The sequence below is a fragment of the Haladaptatus sp. ZSTT2 genome, assembly GCF_037081775.1.
Classification (GTDB): Archaea; Halobacteriota; Halobacteria; order Halobacteriales; family Halococcaceae; genus QDMS2.
Genome location: NZ_JBAMHQ010000001.1, coordinates 621840 through 642429, shown reverse-complemented (window position 1 = coordinate 642429; position 20590 = coordinate 621840). Strand labels below are relative to the sequence as shown.

At 62.0% G+C, this 20590-nt stretch carries 23 protein-coding genes and 1 tRNA gene; 10 read left to right on the top strand and 14 right to left on the bottom strand.

The annotated features are described in order from the left end of the window. The first annotated feature begins 23 nt into the window (after positions 1 to 23). Positions 24 to 107, top strand: a tRNA-Leu gene (locus tag V5N13_RS03415). 16 nt (positions 108 to 123) lie between these two features. Here the strand turns inward: V5N13_RS03415 and V5N13_RS03410 are convergent. After that, a complete protein-coding gene (locus tag V5N13_RS03410) occupies positions 124 to 522 on the bottom strand; it encodes a hypothetical protein (RefSeq protein ID WP_336359623.1) in 399 nt (132 codons plus the stop codon). Positions 523 to 612: 90 nt separating this feature from the next. Then, positions 613 to 918: a hypothetical protein gene (locus V5N13_RS03405; protein ID WP_336359622.1), complete on the bottom strand. Its 306-nt coding sequence runs from the start codon at positions 916 to 918 to the stop codon at positions 613 to 615. A 221-nt stretch (positions 919 to 1139) separates the two neighbouring features. On the opposite strand from V5N13_RS03405, the gene dacZ reads away from it, so the two are divergent. Both dacZ and V5N13_RS03395 read left to right on the top strand, forming a co-directional pair. Beyond that, positions 1140 to 1952 (top strand): diadenylate cyclase DacZ, encoded by an 813-nt coding sequence (gene dacZ, locus V5N13_RS03400; RefSeq protein WP_336359621.1) that lies wholly within the window; start codon positions 1140 to 1142, stop codon positions 1950 to 1952. A gap of 3 nt (positions 1953 to 1955) precedes the next feature. Then, the gene (locus V5N13_RS03395; RefSeq protein WP_336359620.1) at positions 1956 to 2738 is read left to right on the top strand and encodes a mechanosensitive ion channel domain-containing protein; all 783 of its coding nucleotides are present in this window, start codon (positions 1956 to 1958) and stop codon (positions 2736 to 2738) included. On the opposite strand, the gene V5N13_RS03390 is transcribed toward V5N13_RS03395, so the two are convergent. Then, positions 2735 to 3250, bottom strand: a complete 516-nt coding sequence (locus tag V5N13_RS03390) for an acyltransferase (protein ID WP_336359619.1) — start codon at positions 3248 to 3250, stop codon at positions 2735 to 2737. The genes V5N13_RS03395 and V5N13_RS03390 overlap by 4 nt on opposite strands. Positions 3251 to 3281: 31 nt before the next feature. Continuing rightward, positions 3282 to 5111: a DEAD/DEAH box helicase gene (locus V5N13_RS03385; protein WP_442905058.1), complete on the bottom strand. Its 1830-nt coding sequence runs from the start codon at positions 5109 to 5111 to the stop codon at positions 3282 to 3284. Positions 5112 to 5224: 113 nt separating this feature from the next. On the opposite strand from V5N13_RS03385, the gene V5N13_RS03380 reads away from it, so the two are divergent. Beyond that, complete coding sequence (locus V5N13_RS03380; protein WP_336359617.1) at positions 5225 to 5428, top strand: hypothetical protein; 204 nt, start codon at positions 5225 to 5227, stop codon at positions 5426 to 5428. A 17-nt stretch (positions 5429 to 5445) separates the two neighbouring features. On the opposite strand, the gene purD is transcribed toward V5N13_RS03380, so the two are convergent. Beyond that, entirely contained in the window at positions 5446 to 6735 is a 1290-nt protein-coding gene (gene purD / locus V5N13_RS03375) for a phosphoribosylamine--glycine ligase (protein WP_336359616.1), read from the bottom strand. Between the two features lie 70 nt (positions 6736 to 6805). Continuing rightward, complete coding sequence (locus V5N13_RS03370; RefSeq protein ID WP_336359615.1) at positions 6806 to 7030, bottom strand: hypothetical protein; 225 nt, start codon at positions 7028 to 7030, stop codon at positions 6806 to 6808. Positions 7031 to 7155: 125 nt separating this feature from the next. Between V5N13_RS03370 and V5N13_RS03365 the strand changes: the two genes are divergently transcribed. Next, on the top strand, positions 7156 to 9267 hold the full coding sequence (locus V5N13_RS03365) for a thioredoxin domain-containing protein (protein ID WP_336359614.1): 2112 nt from the start codon (positions 7156 to 7158) through the stop codon (positions 9265 to 9267). 42 nt (positions 9268 to 9309) lie between these two features. After that, positions 9310 to 9798 (top strand): universal stress protein, encoded by a 489-nt coding sequence (locus V5N13_RS03360; RefSeq protein ID WP_336359613.1) that lies wholly within the window; start codon positions 9310 to 9312, stop codon positions 9796 to 9798. On the opposite strand, the gene V5N13_RS03355 is transcribed toward V5N13_RS03360, so the two are convergent. After that, positions 9795 to 10157 (bottom strand): thioredoxin family protein, encoded by a 363-nt coding sequence (locus tag V5N13_RS03355; RefSeq protein WP_336359612.1) that lies wholly within the window; start codon positions 10155 to 10157, stop codon positions 9795 to 9797. The two genes, V5N13_RS03360 and V5N13_RS03355, sit on opposite strands and share 4 nt — an antisense overlap. 49 nt (positions 10158 to 10206) lie before the next feature. Then, positions 10207 to 11187, bottom strand: a complete 981-nt coding sequence (locus tag V5N13_RS03350) for a metallophosphoesterase family protein (protein WP_336359611.1) — start codon at positions 11185 to 11187, stop codon at positions 10207 to 10209. A gap of 303 nt (positions 11188 to 11490) precedes the next feature. Here V5N13_RS03350 and V5N13_RS03345 point away from each other — a divergent pair, with 303 nt between their 5' ends. The 3 genes from V5N13_RS03345 (at position 11491) to V5N13_RS03335 (ending at position 14588) form a co-directional block, all read left to right on the top strand. After that, positions 11491 to 12228: a hypothetical protein gene (locus V5N13_RS03345; RefSeq protein ID WP_336359610.1), complete on the top strand. Its 738-nt coding sequence runs from the start codon at positions 11491 to 11493 to the stop codon at positions 12226 to 12228. A gap of 428 nt (positions 12229 to 12656) precedes the next feature. Further along, positions 12657 to 13601 carry a PLP-dependent cysteine synthase family protein gene (locus V5N13_RS03340; protein WP_336359609.1) on the top strand — a complete coding sequence of 315 codons (945 nt, stop codon included), beginning with the start codon at positions 12657 to 12659 and terminating at the stop codon, positions 13599 to 13601. Positions 13602 to 13643: 42 nt separating this feature from the next. Continuing rightward, entirely contained in the window at positions 13644 to 14588 is a 945-nt protein-coding gene (locus V5N13_RS03335; RefSeq protein ID WP_336359608.1) for an alpha/beta hydrolase, read from the top strand. Here V5N13_RS03335 and V5N13_RS03330 read toward each other — a convergent pair. From V5N13_RS03330 to cyaB, 4 genes are read right to left on the bottom strand one after another with little or no spacing between them, the layout of a single operon-like run. Next, positions 14585 to 15028 carry a DUF5804 family protein gene (locus V5N13_RS03330; protein WP_336359607.1) on the bottom strand — a complete coding sequence of 148 codons (444 nt, stop codon included), beginning with the start codon at positions 15026 to 15028 and terminating at the stop codon, positions 14585 to 14587. The genes V5N13_RS03335 and V5N13_RS03330 overlap by 4 nt on opposite strands. 32 nt (positions 15029 to 15060) lie before the next feature. Further along, the gene (locus V5N13_RS03325; protein ID WP_336359606.1) at positions 15061 to 16254 is read right to left on the bottom strand and encodes a tRNA sulfurtransferase; all 1194 of its coding nucleotides are present in this window, start codon (positions 16252 to 16254) and stop codon (positions 15061 to 15063) included. A 47-nt stretch (positions 16255 to 16301) separates the two neighbouring features. After that, positions 16302 to 17534 (bottom strand): methionine adenosyltransferase, encoded by a 1233-nt coding sequence (locus tag V5N13_RS03320; RefSeq protein WP_336359605.1) that lies wholly within the window; start codon positions 17532 to 17534, stop codon positions 16302 to 16304. A 59-nt stretch (positions 17535 to 17593) separates the two neighbouring features. Beyond that, entirely contained in the window at positions 17594 to 18139 is a 546-nt protein-coding gene (gene cyaB, locus V5N13_RS03315) for a class IV adenylate cyclase (protein WP_336359604.1), read from the bottom strand. A gap of 93 nt (positions 18140 to 18232) precedes the next feature. Between cyaB and V5N13_RS03310 the strand changes: the two genes are divergently transcribed. Further along, positions 18233 to 19198: an FKBP-type peptidyl-prolyl cis-trans isomerase gene (locus V5N13_RS03310; protein WP_332899411.1), complete on the top strand. Its 966-nt coding sequence runs from the start codon at positions 18233 to 18235 to the stop codon at positions 19196 to 19198. 74 nt (positions 19199 to 19272) lie between these two features. On the opposite strand, the gene V5N13_RS03305 is transcribed toward V5N13_RS03310, so the two are convergent. Next, entirely contained in the window at positions 19273 to 19899 is a 627-nt protein-coding gene (locus V5N13_RS03305) for an RAD55 family ATPase (RefSeq protein WP_332899410.1), read from the bottom strand. Positions 19900 to 19924: 25 nt separating this feature from the next. After that, positions 19925 to 20581 (bottom strand): MinD/ParA family ATP-binding protein, encoded by a 657-nt coding sequence (locus tag V5N13_RS03300; protein ID WP_336359603.1) that lies wholly within the window; start codon positions 20579 to 20581, stop codon positions 19925 to 19927. Between the last annotated feature and the right edge of the window lie 9 nt (positions 20582 to 20590).

The following is a 20590-nucleotide window of genomic DNA, read 5'->3' as shown; positions in this document are numbered from 1 at the left end:
GAATGCGCGGAATCACGAGACGCGCGTGGGTAGCCAAGCCAGGAAACGGCGCAGCGCTTAGGACGCTGTCCTGTAGAGGTCCGCCCGTTCAAATCGGGTCCCACGCATTTTTCTGATTCACTCTCAGTTCAACACGACAATCCACGCGATGACGGCGACGTTAATGAGGATGCCGAGGCCGCCCTTTTCGGGAAGCTGCGTCGCTTTACCGTCCCACAACAGGAGATAGAGAGCGGTCGAGAGAACTGACGCTGCGATGAGCAGCGGTCGCCACCAATTCTGAGCGAAGACGTAGCCAAGCGCACCGATGACAAACCCGAGGGCCACGAGGAGAAACAAACCATTTGCGAACGTGCGGATTTGTGTTTCTTCAAGGACCTCCGAGAGCAGCCACGACCGACCGTTCCACGCCCAGTCGGACTCGGATGCGAACCACCCCAGACTCGACGCGACGTAAACGAAATGCACCCATCCATGGGCGGCGAGCAAGAAGCCGATGAGGTACTGTGTGAGTGTCGTCATGCTGTCTCACTACATACAAGAGGGCGTGCTTTCCGATAAATCTACGAAGCGACCGCTATTCTATGTTGGTTTCACAGAACCACTTCCACCCTACTCCTTCGGCCGCCCGCCGTCCGCAAGCCGCTCCGTCTCGACCTGCGCAATAGGTTCTGCCTGATTCGTTTTCGAGAATCGGAGTTGCTCTTTGCCGGTGCCGTCTACGGCGCGAGCGTCTCGGTCACGTTGGAGTGCAGTCCCGATGCGGATGCCCGCGACGCCGAGGAAGAAGGGGACGAGAACCCACCAGAACAGGGTTTGCAGCCCGGCGAAAAACCAGACGAGGGCTGCGATTGGGATGAGGGCCACGAGCGCGACTCGCAGTCCCCACCAGGGCGTTGCTGTGCGGGGTGTTCGCATTGCCCAGTAATGGGTCTTGGTGGGGTTAAGTGTTCGGTCACGCGCAAAATCACGGGCGTTGGGTGTGAGTGCTGACACGAAGTGGGCGTGGCCGTCTCCGGTTCGAGTGGGTGGTGCGTTCGTTTCACGGGAGAGAGTGCTAACTGTAATGCAGGTCGTGCCACGAAACCGCATCCGGGCGCCACAAACCTTTTTGTCGGCTTCACGAGTGGATAGAACTAATGAGTGAAATCCACGACCTCCTTGGGCCGATTGTGTCCGATGTCGATGCAATCTTGTTGTTCTCCCCAAGCGCGTCGTACTACGGGCGTTTCGCAGATGTTGATGACGTTTCAGTCGTGGTTATCTCCCCCGAAAACACGGTCTCTGCGGCCGATTTTGTGGAACTTCCGCTTGAGTTTGACGACGTTGCCGCGCGCATCCGCTACGGCATCGAGGGTGCCATCGAGAACGACCTCATCGACGACGGCGACGACCTGCTCTGTGCGACGAAGATGTTCGACGAGGACATCGACTCGCTCACGCGGGTTCGCGCGAGCGAGTTCACCCACACGGGCATCTACGACCTCTTTATGAACTCGCGGGCGGAGCCAGCGGTCATCCGCGACGTGCTTGAAGTCGCCATCGAACTCGGGAAGAAAGGACAGAAGGGCAAGCCAGTGGGCGCGCTGTTCGTCGTTGGCGACGCGGGCAAGGTGATGAACAAGTCCCGGCCGCTTTCGTACAACCCGTTCGAGAAATCGCACGTCCACGTCGGCGACCCCATCGTGAACGTCATGCTCAAGGAGTTCTCCCGTCTCGACGGCGCGTTCGTCATCTCCGATGCGGGCAAAATCGTCTCTGCCTACCGCTATCTCGAACCGTCTGCTGAGGGTGTGGACATCCCCAAAGGGCTTGGGGCGCGTCACATGGCGGCGGCGGCGACCACCCGCGACACGAACGCCATCTGTATCGTGTTGAGCGAGAGCGACGGGCTGGTTCGGGCATTCAAAGGCGGCGAACTCATCCTGGAACTCGACCCCGAGGAGTACTGAGCCATGGTGGAGATCATCTCCCAACTCGAACAGTTGCTCACCCAGGAGTTTCGGTTCTTCGTCGCGCTGTTTGTCTTGATTGGCGGGCTCTTGCTCGGCTACGTGGTGAGCCGCGCCTTGCGGCGACTGCTTATCTCCTCTGGTGTGCCCCAAGCAGTCGAGGGGACGCCCTTTGAGCGAACCGCGCGTGGCATCGGAACCTCAACGGTATCGCTCCTCGCCCAACTCACTGGGCTGTTTATCGCTCTGCTTGCCGCGTTGCTCGCCCTTCGCATCGCGGGGCTGAGCACGGAGTTCTTCTTCGGGCAGCTCACGGCGTTCATGCCGCGGCTGTTCATCGCCGCGCTCGCCATCATTCTCGGACTCATCATCTCTGATAAGGCAGAACTAATCGTGAGCGAGCGCCTTCGGAGCATCAAACTCCCCGAAGTGAACATCATCCCGAAAATCGTCCGCTACAGCATCATCTACATCGCCGTGCTCATTGCGCTCGGCCAGATTGGGGTAGCAACGGGCGCGCTGCTCATCTTGCTCGGCGTGTACGTGTTCGGCGTCGTGTTCCTCGGCGGGCTTGCCTTCCGCGACCTGCTCACGTCGAGTGCGGCGGGCATCTACCTCCTGCTCAACCAGCCCTACGGCATTGGCGACGAGATTGCGATTGGCGACCGACGCGGCATCGTCCAAGAGGTGGACGTGTTCGTCACGCACATCGAAAGCGACGGAGAAGAGTACATCATCCCGAACGCCCACGTCTTCGACTCGGGCATCGTTCGGATTCGAACCTAACTGTCGTCTGCGGACATTTCTGTTGCCGGGACACCTGCGACCGTCGCCCCGGCAGGCACGTCACGCGTCACGAGTGAGTTCGCCGCCACCTGCGCGCCATCGCCGATGGTCACGCCCGGGAGGACGATTGCACCCGCGCCAATCATCGCGCGTTTGCCGATGTGTACCTCGCCCGTGCGGTACTCGTGTTGAAGAAACTCGTGGCAGAGAATCGTGGCGTTGTAGCCGATGATGGCGTGGTCATCGACCGTAATCAGGTCGGGCCAGAACACGTCCGGCGTCGATTCTAAGCCCCATGAAACACCAATCCCGATGGTGACACCAATCGCGCCCAAGAGCCAGTTTTTGAGCCGCAGGCTCGGCGAGATGCGCGCGAGGACGATAACGGCGTAGTTGAGCGACACGCGAAGCGGGTTGCGGGCGCTCGTCCAGTGGCGAAGCGAGTTTTGTGTGCCCGGCGTCGGGTGGCGCGTGATGCGGTCGTGGCGCGAAGGTGGCGCGTCGTCAGTCACGCAGAACAGTTCGGCCGTGGTGAATTTGAACTTACCCCCACGCGCTCGACTCGGCTTCGACGATGCGGACGCCTTTCGCCGCGAGATGGCGCATGCGCTGGCGGGCGAAATCCTCCTCTGCCGTGCCCCGCGTCGCGAGCACGTACATCCGGGAGTTGCCCATCGGGCGCATGGTGCGTCCGGCGCGCTGGGCACCCTGCCTGCGAGACCCACCGAGGCCGGATGCGGCGATGGCCACCGACGCCTCCGGCAGGTCGATGCCCTCGTCGCCAATCCGCGAGACGATGAGCGCATCGCGCGGGCCGGTGTTGAACTGCGAAAACAGTCGCCTGCGCTCTGCGTGCGGGGTCTCGCCGCTCACGAACGGGATGTTGAGTTCCTCGCTCAACTGGCGGCCCTGTTCTAAGTATTCGACGAAGATGAGCGCCTTTTCGCCGGGATGCTCGCCAAGAATCGCCCGCACCTCTGCGACTTTCGCGGGATTCGAGGCGGCAACCATGCGCTTTTCGTGGCCCTCAGCGCTGCCATACTCGTTCACGCCGAGTTCGTCCACGAACGGCACGTAGCGAATCTCCACCTCCGGCTCTGCGACGTAGCCCGCCTCGAACAGCGCCCCCCAGTCGGTGCCGATTGGCGGTCCGATGAGCGTGAAAATCTCCTGTTGCTTGTCGTCTTCGCGGATGGGCGTCGCAGAGAGACCGAGTCGGTGGCGAGTTTGCAAATCTGCACTCCGGCGGTGGATTGGACTCGGGATGTGGTGGACTTCGTCGTAGACGATGAGCCCCCAGCGGCGTTCGTCGAACAACATCCGGTGGCGGTCCATCCCCGCCGTCTGGTAGGTGGCGATGGTGACGGGGCGAATCTCCTTTTTCCCGCCGTGATACTCGCCGACTTGGTCGGGTTCGAGCGTCGTGTGGAGCAGGATTTCGTCGCGCCACTGGGCGGCGAGTTCGCGCCCCGGCACGAGAATCAGCGTCTCACCTTCCACGGCGGCCATCACGCCGAGCGCGGCGATGGTCTTCCCACTTCCCGGCGGCCCGACGAGCACGCCGGATTTAGCTTCGAGAAAGCGCGTGACCCACGTTTTCTGGTAGTCGCGCAACTGCAAGTGGAGGTCGTGGGGCAGCGCGTCTCCCTCCTCTAAGGTGCGTTCGTCCTGCACCGGATAACCCGCCTCGTAGAGCGTGCGTTTGACCGAAGCCGTCGAATCGCTCGCGACCCACGCCTCCTCATCTGAGATGCGGGCGCGAATCTCGCCGTTCGTGAGCTTCGGGAGGGCGACGTTGCCGAGTAAGTCTGCACTGCCTGCTTCGAGGACGACGTAGCCGTCTGCGTGGGTGTAGAGGCGGAACTTCCGGGCACGCTCCCACTGGCTTTCGACCCACTCCTCTAAGTGCGGCGAGCGCTCGCCGAACGCCTGGCGCATGGTTCGCAAGAGGTCGTCTAAGCTGTCGTAGGGGGCCTGCCAGATGTCCTCCTCGCGGAGTTTGTAGACGTAGCCGCCCGTCCGATTGGTTTCGACGAGGTGGGCGAACTGCGTGAGCTGAGCGCGGGTGAACTGCGAGGGGTGGTCAACGACGACTTCGCGGCGTTTCGGGAACAGGACGACGCGCTCACGGTTGGTCGTCTCCTTCCAGTCGCGGGGATACCAGACGATGGGGTCGGTTTCGACGTCGAGTGATTCGACGCGCCCGTCTCCAGTGAGCGTGGCGAGGGCGTCGCTCGCCTGCGCTTGCGTGATATCGAGCCATCTGGCGACTTCGCTCGCGGTGACGACCGGGCGGCCCCGGTCTTCGAGTACGTCATAGAACTCGTCTATATCGAGGGCGTCGAGAGAGTCCGCTGAATCGGTCACTACCACGCAGAAGGGCGGGGACGACCAAAAGCCCCGTGCGTTTTCTCCGGCGGTGAACTGTTCAGCTCCTCAATGCTTTTCGCCGCCGCACGCGTATTTTCTCTAAGGACTCTCGGGTGGTGTCACTCCGTGCCGACGGCCTCCGCCGGAAATTCGACGGCTCCGTCGCGCTGGATGGCGTCAGCGTCACCCTTTCGGGGCCGGAAATCGTCGTCCTCAACGTGGGGACGGTAGACGACCTCTGGATTGCCGCAGTGGCGCTGGTGCTCTTTTCAGAACTCTCGATACTCGCCACAGACGCGCTCATCCGCAGAAATGAGTGAGTGGGGGTGTGTCCGGCCTACTGGCCGCGCAGTTCCTGCATGTGGTCGATGCGGCGTTGGACGAGGTCTGCCTTCCCGATGTCGTGGCGGATGTGCAGGCCGTCTTCACCCGCGACGGCAAGCGCGTCCTCTGCGATTTTCTCGGCTTCGGCAATCGTGTCCGCGACGCCGACGAGGGCGAACGAACGCGAGGTAGTCGTGTAGATGCCGTCGTCGCGCTCGTCGACGCTCGCGTAGTAGAGCAGCGCGTCTCCGGCGCTCTCTTCGTCAACCTCGACTTTGGCTCCCGCCGTCGGGTTCTCAGGGTAGCCGTCTGGAACCGCGTATTTGCACACCGTCGCCTGTGCGGCGAACGCAAGTTCCGGCAATTCATCGCCCTCGCGGGCGGCGGTGAGAATTTCAGAGAATCGGGTTTCGAGGACAGGCAGGGTGTTCATCGCTTCGGGGTCGCCAAAGCGCGCGTTGAACTCGATGACCTTCGGCCCTTCGGTCGTGAGCATGAACTGGCCGTAGAGGATGCCCTTGTACCCGTCTAAGGCAGACACCGTCGCGTCGAGAATGTCGAGCGCCGCGTCGTAGTCGGCTTCGGTCATGAACGGGAGCGCCCACGTCGCGTCGGAGTAGCTTCCCATGCCGCCGGTATTCGGCCCCTCGTCGCCCTCGTAGGCGCGCTTGTGGTCTTGGACGGCGGGCGTGGCGCGGAACTCGCCGTTTGCGACGAACGCTTGTACCGTGAACTCCTCGCCGATGAGGCGTTCCTCTAAGACGATTCGGTCGTAGTCGTTTTCTCGGATGTACTGCTTTGCACCCTCGGCGTCGACTTGGTCGCCCATGACGACGACGCCCTTGCCGCCGGTGAGACCCGCGGGCTTGACCACGAGGTCGCCGTCGTAGTCGTCGATGTACGCGCAGGCTTCCTCGTCGTCGTCGAACGTCTCGAAGTCGGGACAGCCAGGAATCCCCGCATCGCGCATGAACCGGCGCTGGAACGCCTTGTCCGTCTCGATGCGTGCTTCTTCTGCGTGCGGGCCAAAGGCGTAGATGCCCCCCTCGTCGAGTGCGTCTGCGACACCCGCCGCGAGGGGAGCCTCGGGGCCGACAACGGCGATGGTCGCGCCAACCTCCTCAGCGTAGGCGACGATTGCCTCCGGGTCGGTCTCGGAGAGTGATTCGAACCCGTCTGCGAGTCGCGCTATGCCGGGATTGCGGTTGCTCGCACAGGCGTACAGGTTCACGTCGGGCGCAAGGGCGCGGGCGATGGCGTGCTCGCGGCCGCCGCCACCGACCAGCAGGATGGTCTCGGTCATATCCGAATACCCTGCGCATAGGAGTGTAAAGGTTGCTCTTCAGGACACGAAAACTATCCACGAACGTGTATCATCTTCCGGTTCGATTCACACCGAGGACGTACAGGACGGCCGTGACGATACCCGTATACTGGAGCGTGCCCGCGATCGTGGAACCGAAGCCGCGAAGCAGTGGGATGAATGAGAAAACCTCCCCGACGAGGAGCGCGGCGAAGTAGCCCACGAAGATGATGGCGGCGATGTATTTGGCGTGTCCGAGAAGCCAACTGACGTTTGGCTGTGCGTTTCTGTGCATACGTGATTGTGACGGGTCAGCACGATAATTCTATCAGTTTCTGAGACACTCATCCCCGACTGAGTACTCTCGATAATTCCCATCCAACTTCGACCTTTTACGTGTCCGGAGTCAGTACGTCAACTATGGACGACCCCACCGGACGCAACCGCCTCTCTGCGGAGGAAAGTCCTTACCTTCGACAGCACGCGGACAACCCCGTGAACTGGCAGCCGTGGGACGACGACGCCTTAGACGCCGCCCGCGAGCGAGACGTGCCCATCTTCCTCTCGATTGGCTACTCGGCGTGTCACTGGTGTCACGTCATGGAAGAAGAGAGCTTCGAGGACGAGGCCGTGGCCGAACTCATGAACGAAAAGTTCGTGCCCATCAAAGTTGACCGCGAGGAGCGACCGGACTTAGACCGCATCTACCAGACCATCGGCCAGCTCGTGACCGCCCACGGCGGGTGGCCGCTCTCCGTCTGGCTCACTCCGCAGGGCAAACCGTTCTACGTCGGGACGTACTTCCCGAAAGAGCCGCGCGGCCAGATGCCGGGCTTTCTCGACTTGCTCGACAACATCGCCCACTCGTGGGAACACGACCGCGAGGAAATCGAGAACCGGGCGACGCAGTGGACGGCGGCGCTCACCGACGAACTCGAAGACGTGCCAGACCAGCCCAGCGAAGCCCCCGGCTCAGAGCTTCTGGACTCAGCCGCGAACGCCGCCCTCCGCAGCGCCGACCGCGAATACGGCGGCTTCGGGTCCAGTGGCCCGAAGTTCCCCCAGACCACGCGCCTCGACCTGCTCTTTCGCGCCTACGACCGAACCGGCCGCGACGCGTACCGCGAAGTCGCCCTCGAGAATCTGGACGCGATGATTTCGGGTGGGCTCTACGACCACGCAGGCGGCGGCTTCCACCGGTACGTCGTCGACCAAACGTGGACGGTTCCCCACTTCGAAAAGATGCTCTACGACAACGCAGAGATTTCTCGCGCCTTGCTCTCGGGCTATCAGGTGACTGGGAACGAACGCTACGCCGACGTGGTGCGCGAGACGTTCGCGTTCGTTTCGCGCGAACTCACCCACGACGAAGGCGGCTTCTTCAGCACCTTAGACGCCCAAAGCGAGGGTGAGGAAGGCAAGTTCTACGTCTGGACGCGCGCGCAGATCCGCGAGGCCGTCGCAGACGAGCAGGTGGCGAACATCTTCATCGACCGCTTCGGGGTTACGAAACGCGGCAACTTTGAGGGAACCACCGTCCTCGGCCTCGCAAAGAGCATCGAAGACATCGCAGAAAAGTACGACCTGAGCGAGGAGGAAGTCGTGGAGAAAATCGACCTCGCCCGCGAGCAGGTGTTCGAAGCGCGCACCGAGCGTGTTCGCCCCGCCCGCGATGAGAAGGTGCTTGCCAGTTGGAACGGGATGATGATTTCCGCGTTCGCGCAGGGAGGCCTCGTTCTGGAAGACGAGTACGCAGACACCGCAGAACGCGCGCTCGCGTTCGTCCGCCGCCATCTCTGGGATGAGGAAACCCAGACGCTCTCGCGCCGATTAAAAGACGGCGACGTGAAAGGTGATGGCTACCTTGAGGACTACGCCTTCCTCGGACGCGGCGCGTTCGACCTCTATCAGACGACGGGCGATGTGGCACACCTCGCCTTCGCCCTCAAGCTGGCTCGCGCCATCGACCGCGAGTTCTGGGACGACGAGCGCGGGACGCTCTATTTCACCCCCGAATCGGGCGAAGCGCTCGTCACCCGCCCACAGGAACTCGGTGACCAGTCCACGCCGTCAAGCGTGGGCGTCGCCCTCGACTTGTTCCAGTCGCTCGCCCACTTCGCACCGGACGAAGAGTTCGCCGAGAAGGCAGAGCGCGTCGTCGAAACCCACGCGGCGAAGATTCAGGCGAATCCGCTCCAGTACGGCACGCTCGCACTCGCCGCAGACCGCCTCGCCACGGGTGACCTCGAAGTGACCGTCGTGGCCGATTCGCTCCCGGGAACGTGGCGCAAGCGCCTTGCTCGGACGTACGTTCCGAGTCTCGTGCTCTCTCGGCGGCCGGCCGCGGACGCAGCACTGGAGGCGTGGCTGGCTGAATTGGGCGTCGAAGAAGTGCCACCAATCTGGGCAGCGCGCACCCAACAGGACGGCGAACCGACCGTCTACGTCTGTCGGTCGTTCACCTGCTCGCCGCCGCAGACGGACATCGACGAGGCGCTGTCGTGGGCCGAACAGCTTCAACCGAACGCCTAATTCTCCCATGGAGTTTTGTTGATTCGACCAAACGTGTCAGTAATGACGTTTGTCGTCCCGTTTGATGGCTCGAAGCTTGCAGCGGCCGCCCTGATTCGAGCAACGGAGTTTGGCAACGATTTGAACGAGCGCGTGGTCGCGGTGAGCATCATTCCGCAGGATGATTTCTCGTACGCCAAAGACCACGGGTGGGTCGAGTCAGGCGACGAGTTCGACGTAGAGACCATCGTCTCTAACCTTCACAAACAGGTCACCAAGATTGCGCCGAGTGCGGATTTCCGACACGAGACCGTTGGGCGGTTCGCCACGTCGGGAACGATTTCGCTTGCCCTGCGCCGTATCGCGAAAAACGAGAAGGCGTCGATGGTGTTCATCGGGAGTGAGAACGCCGGGCGGCTCGTCTCAAGTCTGTCGAGCGTCGGAAGCATGGTCTCTGCAGACCAACTGTACGATGTCGTCATCGTACGATCCCACGGGCCGACGAAAATCGAGCGGCTGCGCGAGAAATCGGACTTTTATCAGGTGGACTAAAGCGTCTCCTGCAAGCGGTCTGCGAGGTAGACGGCGGCTGGCTGTGGTTCCTGTTCGACGTAGCGGGCGACTTCTTCGCCGTCCCGCTCGACGACGATAGTCGGGATGTACTCGATACCGTACTCTTCGGTGAGTTCGCCGTTTTTGTCGTTGTCCACCGGGTACTCGTGGATGTTCTCCTCGGGGACGCCTGCGGCGGCCATCGCGGCGGCGAAGTCAGGGAGCTGGTTGCGACAGTCGCCACACCAATCGCCGCCCCAGACGCGAATCGTGAGTTCGTCGCCGAGCGCAGCGAACGTCTCGACGGTCGAGGGATAGGATTCTGCGTCCCAGACGGGGTTCGGTGACATCGTTTCCATGGCCCCGGCTACGAAGTGGATTCACTTAACAAACGCGCTCAGTGCAACTTCAAACGAACTCGTCGTGTAGGGGCAGCGATTCTAAGTGGAACTGGGTGAGCTCTGCGACCGCCTTACTCCGGTCTGAGTAGTCCTGGGCGAGCATGTACGCCTCCGCCGCCCCAGCGCCGTCCGCGACGGGCACGTATCGGACGGTCGTGCCCAGCTCATCGACGGTGAGCAACAGGTAGCCCTGTGGATACGAGGAAAGTGCGGGGCAGATGAGTTCGTTGATGCGCTCGGTTTGGGCGACTGCCGGGATGTGCAGGTGCCCAGAGAGCGTGAGCGACACGTCGTGGGCTTCGAGCACTTCGACGAGCGGGTCGTAGTCGAGCATCGGGAACGACGACCGCCACGAGACGCCGCCGGTCAACTCGAGCATGCCTGGGAGATTGTGATGCATGACGACGAGCGGGCAAATCGCTTCGTCGAGCACCTCGTCGAGCCACGCAATCTGCGCGGCCGAAATCTGGCCCTTGTGGGTAGCAGAAAGCGACTCGTTCGGGCCAGTCGCAGAGTCGAGGCCAATCACGTCTACACCACCGATGCGCGTTCGGAAGGGCAGGCCACCGGGCGTGAACGTTTCTGCAAACCAGTCGAGGGTGGCAACGTCGTGCTGGTCGAAGTCCTTTGGCACGTCGTGATTGCCGGGGACGGCGACGGCGGGCGCGTCGATGTCGGCGAACAGCGCTGCGACGCGCTCGAAATCCCCTTGTTCACCGTTTTCGGTCAGGTCGCCGGTGAACACGACGCCGTCTACCTCGCGGGCGTTGATATCGGAAATGGCGGTTTGCAGGCGTTGTTCGGTGCGGTGATACACCTTCCAACTGCCGGACTCACGAGTTGAGAGGTGGACGTCAGAGATAATCGCGAGCGTGGTCTGGGTGTCGGTACGTGGGCGGGCGAAGCGGGCGAACAACGGACCTGCGTCGTCGTGGGTGTGGGCGGACGGCTGCCGACTGGATTGCTGGGGGAGTTCCCGGCTGGTCATGCGGCTTGCCCGTGAGTTAGATGCGGGGAGAATAAGCGTTCCTATCGTGTTACTTGATAGCACAACCCTCTCCCCTAGCTGATGAGACCCGTGGAGCCTTCACGTGGTTTTTCGCCGCTCACAAGCCGGATCCGGTCGATATTCTCCGATAGCTCGCCAAAATCTATTGCTGACACAATAGCTGTATGTATCTCGATTTTGGACAGTCAGTGCGCGCTCAAAAAACGCTAAGCCGCTCACCGTATTACAGAGAGCGTTGTGACGCACGTTGGGATTTCGTACTGGGAGGCAGGTGGAAACCAGATGAAACAGCGGGTGTTCCGGGCGCTCGCAGATCACGTCACGGTCACGCTTCTCGACCCAACGACCGAGCACACTGACCTCGACGCACGCGGTTTCGACCTCTATCACCTCGCAAAGCGCCGAGCCGCCTCGCTGCGTGACTTACACCGCGCGGCACTCGCGGGCATTCCAACGTTGAACCCGCCGGTCGGCGTCGCACTCACGAGCGACCGGGTCGCGACCCTCGACGTGCTCAGTCAGGGCGGAATCCCGGTTCCCGCCTACGAGTACGGTCGCGCAAGCGACGTGTCGCTCACGCCGCCGGTCATCGTCAAAACCCGCCATGAGACGGATGTGGCCGCCCATGACCACGACGTGTTCTTCGAGGAAGCACCTGCGTTCGCAGGCGCGCGGCTCGTCCAACAGTACCTTCCGGAGACGCGCCACCTGAAGGTGTATCGCCTCGGTGCGGCGATACGGGTGGTCGAACTCGGAGCCGGACGCGGCGTGGTTCACCGCGAACTCGACCCAACGCCGCAACTCGTCGCGTTAACTGACCGCATCGCGGCGCTCACCGGCCTTTCGCTGTTCGAAGTAGACGTACTCGACGGGCCACTCCCGGTGGTCGTTGACGTGAATCCCGTCGTCAGCCTCGCTGGCGTGGCAGATGCAGAGCGCGTGTATCTCGCGTTCCTCCTCTCGCAGCTTCGCCGGGCGGTGCCCCAGTCGGAAGCGCCAGCGGCGGTGTCGCTCGATTGAGCACGGCGTGGATGCCCCAAGCGTACCTGGCGCGAAAAGAGACGGGTGAGACTCGGCTCTCCGGGAGCGACACCATCTGCAGGAAGGGTGGTGGCACGGATGTGATGACGATGTTGGTGTGCTACCGTCCCTTGCTACGCGACAGGGAACTCCCTGTGGCGAAGCCGATTTGTCTCTGTGCCGTCTGCTACGTCCCGTTAGTCGACCGGTGAGCGGATGCCGTCAACTAACGTGGACAGCTATGCCTATTCGGTAGCCCCGCATTATTATCTGGGGGATAATACGTCGGTAAAATCTCATTACAAATGCATTAAGGGTGGTAAAAACGGTGAGCTTCTGCGCATGAACGGTCACACGCCGTCACGAACGGACAGTCATGTTGGCCGAGTCCATCACCGGTATAAGCGCCCGTTCCGTAGGTGGGAGCAATGAAGGACAGTATTCTCGATACTGTCGGGACGCCGCTCGTTCGCATTCGCTCTCCCCCGGGCTCGATTATCGCGGCCAAGCTGGAGTCGTTCAATCCCGGTGGCTCCGCGAAAGACCGACCGGCCATCTCGATGATACGCGCCGCAGAAGCGGCCGGTGTGCTCGACGCCGACTCGCACATCGTCGAACCGACGAGCGGCAACACCGGCATCGGTATCGCCCTCGCGTGTGCTGCGCTCGGTTACGACCTCACCATCGTCATGCCCGCCTCGAAGTCGAAAGAGCGCCGCCAACTCATGAAAGCTTACGGCGCGAGCCTCGAACTCGTCGAAGGCGAGATGACCGACGCCCGCGACCGGGCAGACCAACTCACCGAGCAGGACGGCTACGTCCAACTCGGCCAGTTCGAGAACGAAGCCAACCCGGACGCCCACTACCGGACGACCGCAGCAGAAATCTTGGAGGACATTGGCGACCGCACCGTAGACGCCTTCGTCGCCGCCGTTGGCACGGGCGGGACCATCACCGGCACCGCATCTCGCCTCCGAGAGGAATTCCCGGAGATGGAAGTCATCGCCGTCGAACCCGAGAAAAACGCCGTCCTCTCGACGGGCAAACCGGGCCGCGACGACTATCAGGGCATGGGGCCGGGCTTCGTGAGCGACCTGCTCGACGTAGACCTCTTAGACGACGTCGTGACCGTCCCGCTCGAAGACGCAGAAGTCGAGTGTCGCAGACTCGCCCGCGAGGAGGGAATTCTCGTCGGCCAATCGTCCGGCGCGGCAGCAATCGCCGCCCGGCAGGTGGCAACACGCCTTGCAACCCCTGAGACGGACTGCGAGGCCGCGACCGACGGTGGAACGCCGGACGCAGACTGTCCGCTCGTCATCACCGTGTTCCCCGACAGCGGCGAACGCTACCTCTCTACGGGCCTGTTTGACTAACCTGCCGTCACGTTTACACTGTCACCCTTTGTCGGTTCGCGCATGTCCAGACGAACCGCCCTCGATTCACAACTGGTCGAGGTGCTCGCAGATATCGACGCGATGGGCATCCCGCCGTGGCACGCGCTCTCCGTCGACGCCGCTCGCCAACTCGAAGACGACCTGTTCTCTGCGGGTGGCGGCCCCAAAGTCGCGCGCATCGAGGCGTTCGGTATCGACCGACGAGACGGGAGTGGTTCGATTCCGATTCGCGCCTACCACCCCACCACAGCCGCAGAAGCCCCACCGATTCTCGTCTTCTACCACGGTGGGCTCTGGGCGATGGGAACGCTCGATTCGGCCGACGACCTGTGTCGGAATCTCGCCGCCCGCGTCGGCGCACTCGTCGTTTCTGTGGACTATCGCCTCGCGCCCGAACACTCGTTTCCCGCGGGGTTAGAAGACGCCTACGCTGCCTTCGAGTGGGCAAACGCGTTCGGCCACACGCTCGGCGGCGACCCGACACGCGTCGGCGTCGTTGGCTCCAGTTCGGGCGGCAACCTCGCTGCCGCCGTCGTGCGCTGGGCGCGAGAAGACGGCCACGACATCGCCGTCCACGCCCTGCTCTACCCGATTCTCAGTGCCCAGTTCGACCGTGGCTCATACGTCGAGAACGCGGACGGGCCGCTGCTCAAAACCGCCGACGTGCGCCACTACTTCGACCACTATCTCAGGACTCCAGTCGACGCCTTTCACCCATTTGTCGCGCCGCTCGCAACCTCAGAAGTTGACAACCTCGCGCCCGCTGTCATCGTCACGGGCGGCCACGACCCGCTTCGCGACGACGGCTTTGCGTATGCAGCCCAATTGACCAAGGCAGATATTGATGTCGCTCACCATCACGAACCGTCGCTGTGTCACGGCTTTTTGAGCCTCGCAGACGACGTAGACCGGGCGGCCGACGCATTCGAGACGGTGTCGGCGGCGATTCGAGAGAGGCTGCGTTAAAATTCGGCTTCGGTGACGCGCACGATGACGGTTTCTTCTACCTCAGCAAGGTCGTAGTCCGGGAGCGTGCCGTCGCGTTCGACGGCGAGCGGTTCGGTGAGTTGGCCGTCTTTCACGCCGTAGATGTGGACGAACGCGGCAGACTGCTCGCGGCTGACGGATCCGTCGCGGATGGCGCGGGCGAGTTTCCGCGAGAGCCACTCGTCCTCGGCGACGCTCGGCTCGTTTACGAGCGTCAACTGGGCAAAGCGGACGAGATACCAGTTCAAGTCGTTCATCAACGAGACGGCCGCGCCAAGAGAAATCGTATCGATAGCAATCGAGTTGGCGTAGGGTTTGTGCAGTCGGTACGTCGAGAGTGCCTCGCGGGCGGTGTCCCGCGACAGCAGTTCGTACCGAAGCTCGACCTCCGGCGACCCGACGATACACACCTGCGTCATACCGAACACGAATTGACGGCGGCGTAAAGCGATTACGCTGTTTGCGGATAGACGCGTTTTGCCGACTTCGCGGCTTCGACGGCCAGTTCCGGAAGGTTTGCAGGCTCTGCAGACTCAACCTGTGCGAGGCTCGCACGAGTCTCTGGTCGGTTTGGCGCGACGCGATTGCACCCAGCTTGGATGTTCGCGGTGTGGAACGTGCCGAGTGCTTTCGCGCGTTCGACGATTTCTGGCTTGTCCATGGTGACGAGCGGGCGATAGACGGGAAGGCTCGTAGCCGCCGTCGTGGTCATGAGGTTCGCGCCGGTCTGACTCGACTTCTGGCCGATTGCCTCGCCCGTGACGATGCCCACGGCGTGTTCCTCGCGAGCGACGTGTTCTGCGACCATGAACATGAACCGGCGAAGCGAGAGCATCCGCGTGTTGTCGAGTTCGTCTACGAGCATGCGGGCGACCTTCCCGGCGGGAACCATCCGCAGGCGCATGTCGAAATTCGGCGCGTAGCGCGCGAGCGTTTCGACGGCTTCGATGACGCGCGCTTGGTGGTCAACGCCGCCGAACTCCTCGAAATCGAAGTAGACGGGGATGATGGGACAGCCGCGTTTCATGAGTTCCCACGCCGCGACGGGTGAGTCAATCCCGCCAGAAATGAGCGCAACGACGGGGTCTTGGGTGCCAAGCGGGAGGCCACCCGGCCCGGCGCGCTTTTCGACGTAGGCGTAGGCGTGGTCTGTGCGACACTCGACGAACAGTTCGCAGTCGGGCTGTTCTAAGTCAACTTCCGGCTCGAAGCGGGCTTCGGTGGCTTCCCAGACCGCCGCCCCAATCTGTCGTTCGATATCTTCAGAGGAGAAGGGGTGTTCGTGTTTCTCACCGGCGCGACGGGCACTCACGGCGAACGCACCGCCGGTGTAGACTTCACGCGAGGCTTCCACGACGGCCGCTTCCATCGCGTCCATCGTTGGCTCGGTGATGGTGACGGGGCTTGCGGAGACGACGCCGAACGCATCGCACGCGGCGTCGGTGGCGTCGTCCACCGCGGCTTCGGTGGTGTCGATGAAGAGCCGAGAGTGCTCTTTTCGTACCGTCCCCACAATGTCTCGGTCATCGAGCAGTGCTTGGATGTTGTCACAGAGCATCTGCTCCATGCGACCGAGCACCTGCGGACTTTTTACCCCCATATCGCCGTACCTGACGAGAACCGTGTCCGCTCCCGGTGGATTCATAGCAGAAATTGATTGGTGGGCGAATAAACGCCTATCGCCTTCAGAACTCAGAACGTCGACAGCTCGCCGTCGATAACCTGCCGCGTGATGTCGGTCACGTTGGCGAGGTGGTGGTCGATGATTTCACTCACGTCGTCTTCGATGGTTTCGAGTTCGACGCCTTCCTCGGTGACCAGACGGGCGTCTGCGACGTGTGGTTGGTCGATTGGCTGGCCAATCTGAGACAGCAGGCGGATGCGCATGTCGCGGATGCCGGGCACCTCTGCGACGACGGCCTCTGCAATCTGCGTGCTGAGGAGGTTGTAGATTTTCCCGATGTGGTTCACCGGATTCTTCCCGGAGGTTGCCTCCATCGACATCGAGCGATTTGGCGTGATGAGGCCGTTGGCGCGATTGCCGCGGCCAACAGAGCCGTCGTCGCCCATCTCGGCGGACGTGCCGGTGACGGTGAGGTAGACTGACTCCTTCTCGTAGTTGTCAGCCGTGTTCACGTACACCTCGACAGAGCGGTCCGTGTACTCGCTTGCGAGTTCGGTGACGTACGCACGGACGTTATCGACCGCTTCGATGTAGTCGTCTAAGCCGGAGAGATATTTGTCCACCATCGCGGCGGCGACGGTGATGTCGATGTGGTCGTCCTCGCGCTTTCCCATCACCTTGATGTCTTGGCCGAGTTCGGGGTGGTCTGCGCCGTAGACGCCGTTTAAGTGACGTTCGGTCTCTAAGACGATGGTCTCGGTCTCAGAGAGGGGGGCGTGGCCGACGCCGAAGGAGGTGTCGTTGGCCATCGGGATGGTTGCATCCTCCTCACCGAACACAGATTGGAGGTCACCGGAGCCTTCACCGAGTTTTACGTCCACGATAATGTCCGTGCCAACGTCGATTTCCGGGAAGTGCGCAGACAGATAGTCGCGGGCCGCACCGAGGGCGATTTTCTCGGTTGGGATGTGGATTGTCTGTTCTTCGCCATCCTCATCCTCGTACGTGTACTCCTTGGTCGCACGGCCCACGATCAGCAGATAGATGGGGTTCATGACCTCGCCGCCCCCGTATTTTGGCTCTGAGTTACCAGCCACGAGTTGCGTCTCGTCGGTGTTGTAGTGAAGCACCTTCCCGACACGCTCTAAGTACTCGTTGGCGAGCGCCTGGCAAACCGCCTCAGCGACGCCGTCGCAGATAGAATCGGGGTGGCCGATGCCCTTTCGCTCGACAATCTCGACCTCCTGGTCTTCGACTGCGCGTCGGTCAATCGGCTCGACGCGAATATTGCGTACTGTCATTGGCCTTCATTCTGTTCGGGCGTTTCTATAACTTCCGAAAACCTCAGCGCGGTGAATAATTACTCTGGGTTATTGTCTTCGAGCAACAAACCGAGATACGACGTGCGAATCTGCACTTCTGGGTCGAGGCCGAGTTTCTCCAGGAGTTCGTAGGCTCCTTTGCGGGCCGGTTCGATGCCCTCCTCGACTTCCGTCTCGACTTCGACGTACTCGCCGAGGCCGGTGACGTCATCGAGAGTGACGGTGTAGCCATCGATTGCGAAAAATTTGCGGCGCTTTTCGACGGTCGCGGTCGCGTCGTAGCCGAGGCCGGTGAGGATGCGATGCATCGTCTCGCCGTCTTCGACCACCGTTTCTGCCTCCTCCCGCGTCTTCGACTCTGCTTCGACGAGCGGGCCTTTGTAGGTCACTTTCACCACAGTGGTGTCGTCAGTCTGCTCTCGGCGGATGCGAAGGGCCTCGTCGGTCTCAGCAAAATCTCGGTCGGGTGCGTTGTAGTACGTGTCCGTCTGGGTGACAGTGCGGAGTGGCGTCGCGTCGAGTGTGGCGAGTTTCTCGCGGACGGCGTCGTGGGCCGCCCGAACTTTGACTTCGACCTCGTACATGGGCTGAGACAGGGGTTCCCCGCCAAAAAGCGTGGGTATCCGTCGGGCGCGAGAAACGTGATTCTTAAGGGTGCAACGACTGTCCGTTGACGTATGAGTGAAGAACCTCAGGCCGAGGAGGCCGAGCAACCGGAAGACGTCGAAGAAGAAGTCGAAGCGGAGGAGGCTGAGGCTGAGGAAGGCGGACTCCAAGACGGAGATTTCATCAAACTCGCCTACACCGCCCGAACCGTCGAAAACGGCCAGCTCGTCGACACAACCGATGAGGAAATCGCAGAGGAAGAGGGCGTCGCAGACCAGGGCGAGTTCGCCCCACGGACCATCGTCCTCGGTGCGGGCCACATCTTCGCCGCAGTCGAAGAGGCAATCATCGGTGGCGAAGTCGGTGACTCCGGCAAAGTGACTGTCCCCGCCGCAGAAGCCTTCGGCGAGTACGACGAGTCCGAAGTCCGCACCGTCGCGGCCTCGAAAATCCCCGAAGACGACCGCTACCCCGGTGGGCACGTCGACATCGACGGCCAGCACGGTCACGTCGAGACCATCATCGGCGGGCGCGCTCGCGTCGACTTCAACCACCCACTCGCAGGCGAGGACATCGAGTACGAGTACGAAGTGCTCGACGTTGTCGAAGACCGCGAGGAGCAGGCACAGGGGCTGCTCGGCATGTACCTCGACGCCGACCTGAACCTCTGGATTCAGACGGACGAAGTCGAAGAGGAAGTCGTCGTTGAGTCCGATGAGGACGACGAGGACGCAGAGCCTGAGACGGAACTCGAAACCGTCGAAAAGGAAACCCTCTACATCGAGTCCACGCCACAGCTCGCGTTCAACCAGCAGTGGATGTTCCAGAAACAGCAGATTGCTCAGCAGATCATGGACCGCCTCGACTTAGACCGCGTCATCATCCAGGAGACCATCGACGGCTCCGGCGGCATGATGGGCGGCATGGGCGGTATGATGGGCGGTATGGGCGGCGCAGGCGACGCTGACTTAGAAGCTGCGCTCGAAGACGCCGACATCGACGCAGAAGAGCTCGTCGAAGACTTAGACGAAGAATAAGTCACTCGCGTTTTTCCATTTTCCAGCCAGTGAGCCGCGGCTGTGGCATCTTGCATCAAACAGAGAACCCGGCCTTATGCGATGTCGCGGCTGGTGTCGATAGCGACGCGCTCTGAAAGCTGGAGCTTGATGGTTTCGGGGAGTGCGGCCCCACCGCGAAACTTCGGTACGGCGAGCTTGTTCACGATTTGGTCGCCTTGAACCTTCGTTTCGAGTTGGAAAATCACGTCCACCATGTGCTCGGTCGTGTCTCGCAACGCGGGCACGTTTCGCCCCTCAAGCCCGTGGACGACGGCGAGTCCACCCGTGTTGTAGATGTGGTTTTGCAACTCGTTCAGGAAGTTTCGGTAGCGTGGGGCTTCCTGCTCTTCTAAGATGTTGATGGGGTCGATGATGAGGTTCGATTCCTCTGGCAGGCTTTTCACCATCTGGGCTGCGCGGTCGAGCGGCGCGTCGCCGGAGACGTAGCGAATGGTGGGCTTGCCGGTGCGCGCAGAACTGGCCACGATGCTGTCTGCGACCGACTGCTCGGTTCGGTCGAGGGTGAGATACAGCGTCCGCCGTCCGGCGGTTAGCTCGTACAGGAACAGCTCTGCCTGACTCGCCGGTGGCGCGGTCAGCGCGACGATGCTCCCTGCCGGAATGCCCCCGCCGAGCTTCCGGTCGAGCACGTCGATTCCTGTTGGCAGACGCTTCGACATACGTTCGTGTAGCGACCCTATCGAATTAAATGTTCCCCAGGACTCCTCGCCCAAGAAGTGTATCGAACTCCACTACAGTCTGGCGGTTCTCGAATATCTTGTCAGATTGGAGACTGATACAGCCGAGTAACGTACAGTCAAAGAGCCGGCCGATGCCTGCGGGGGGTGTCTCACAGCGCGTGAGTACGACACCAATCGGCGGGGCCGAAAGCGCCCGCGCCATCGCCGCCGTTTTCACCGCATCGCAGAGGCTCGCCGGGTTGGGCGTTGAGACGAGCAGCGTTCGGTCTGCGATGCGAAGCGGCGCGGCCGCGGCAGTCCCGGCTCCTGCAGGGCAGTCGATGAGTGTTTGGTGCGTGTCGGGAAGGTTCGTGAGTGCCTGTGTGAGCGAACAGTCAGCCGTCGGTTCGCCAGCGGGGACGATTCTGACACGAGGATTATCGGGGTAGACGTGACCCACCGCTTCGAGCGACGCGGTGTCGAGCGCCGGAAGGCCGGGGTCGCGGGGCACGCCCGCCAGCTCGTGGAGATTTGGCATCGCGCGGTCTGCGTCCACGGCGACCACCTCGCGCTCGGCGCGAGCGAGCGCACCCGCGAGCCCGAGCGTTGTCGTTGTCTTTCCACAGCCTCCTTTGCCTCCGGCGACGGCGAGCATGGCGTCGGTGGTCCCGCCATGGTACATGAACCTTCG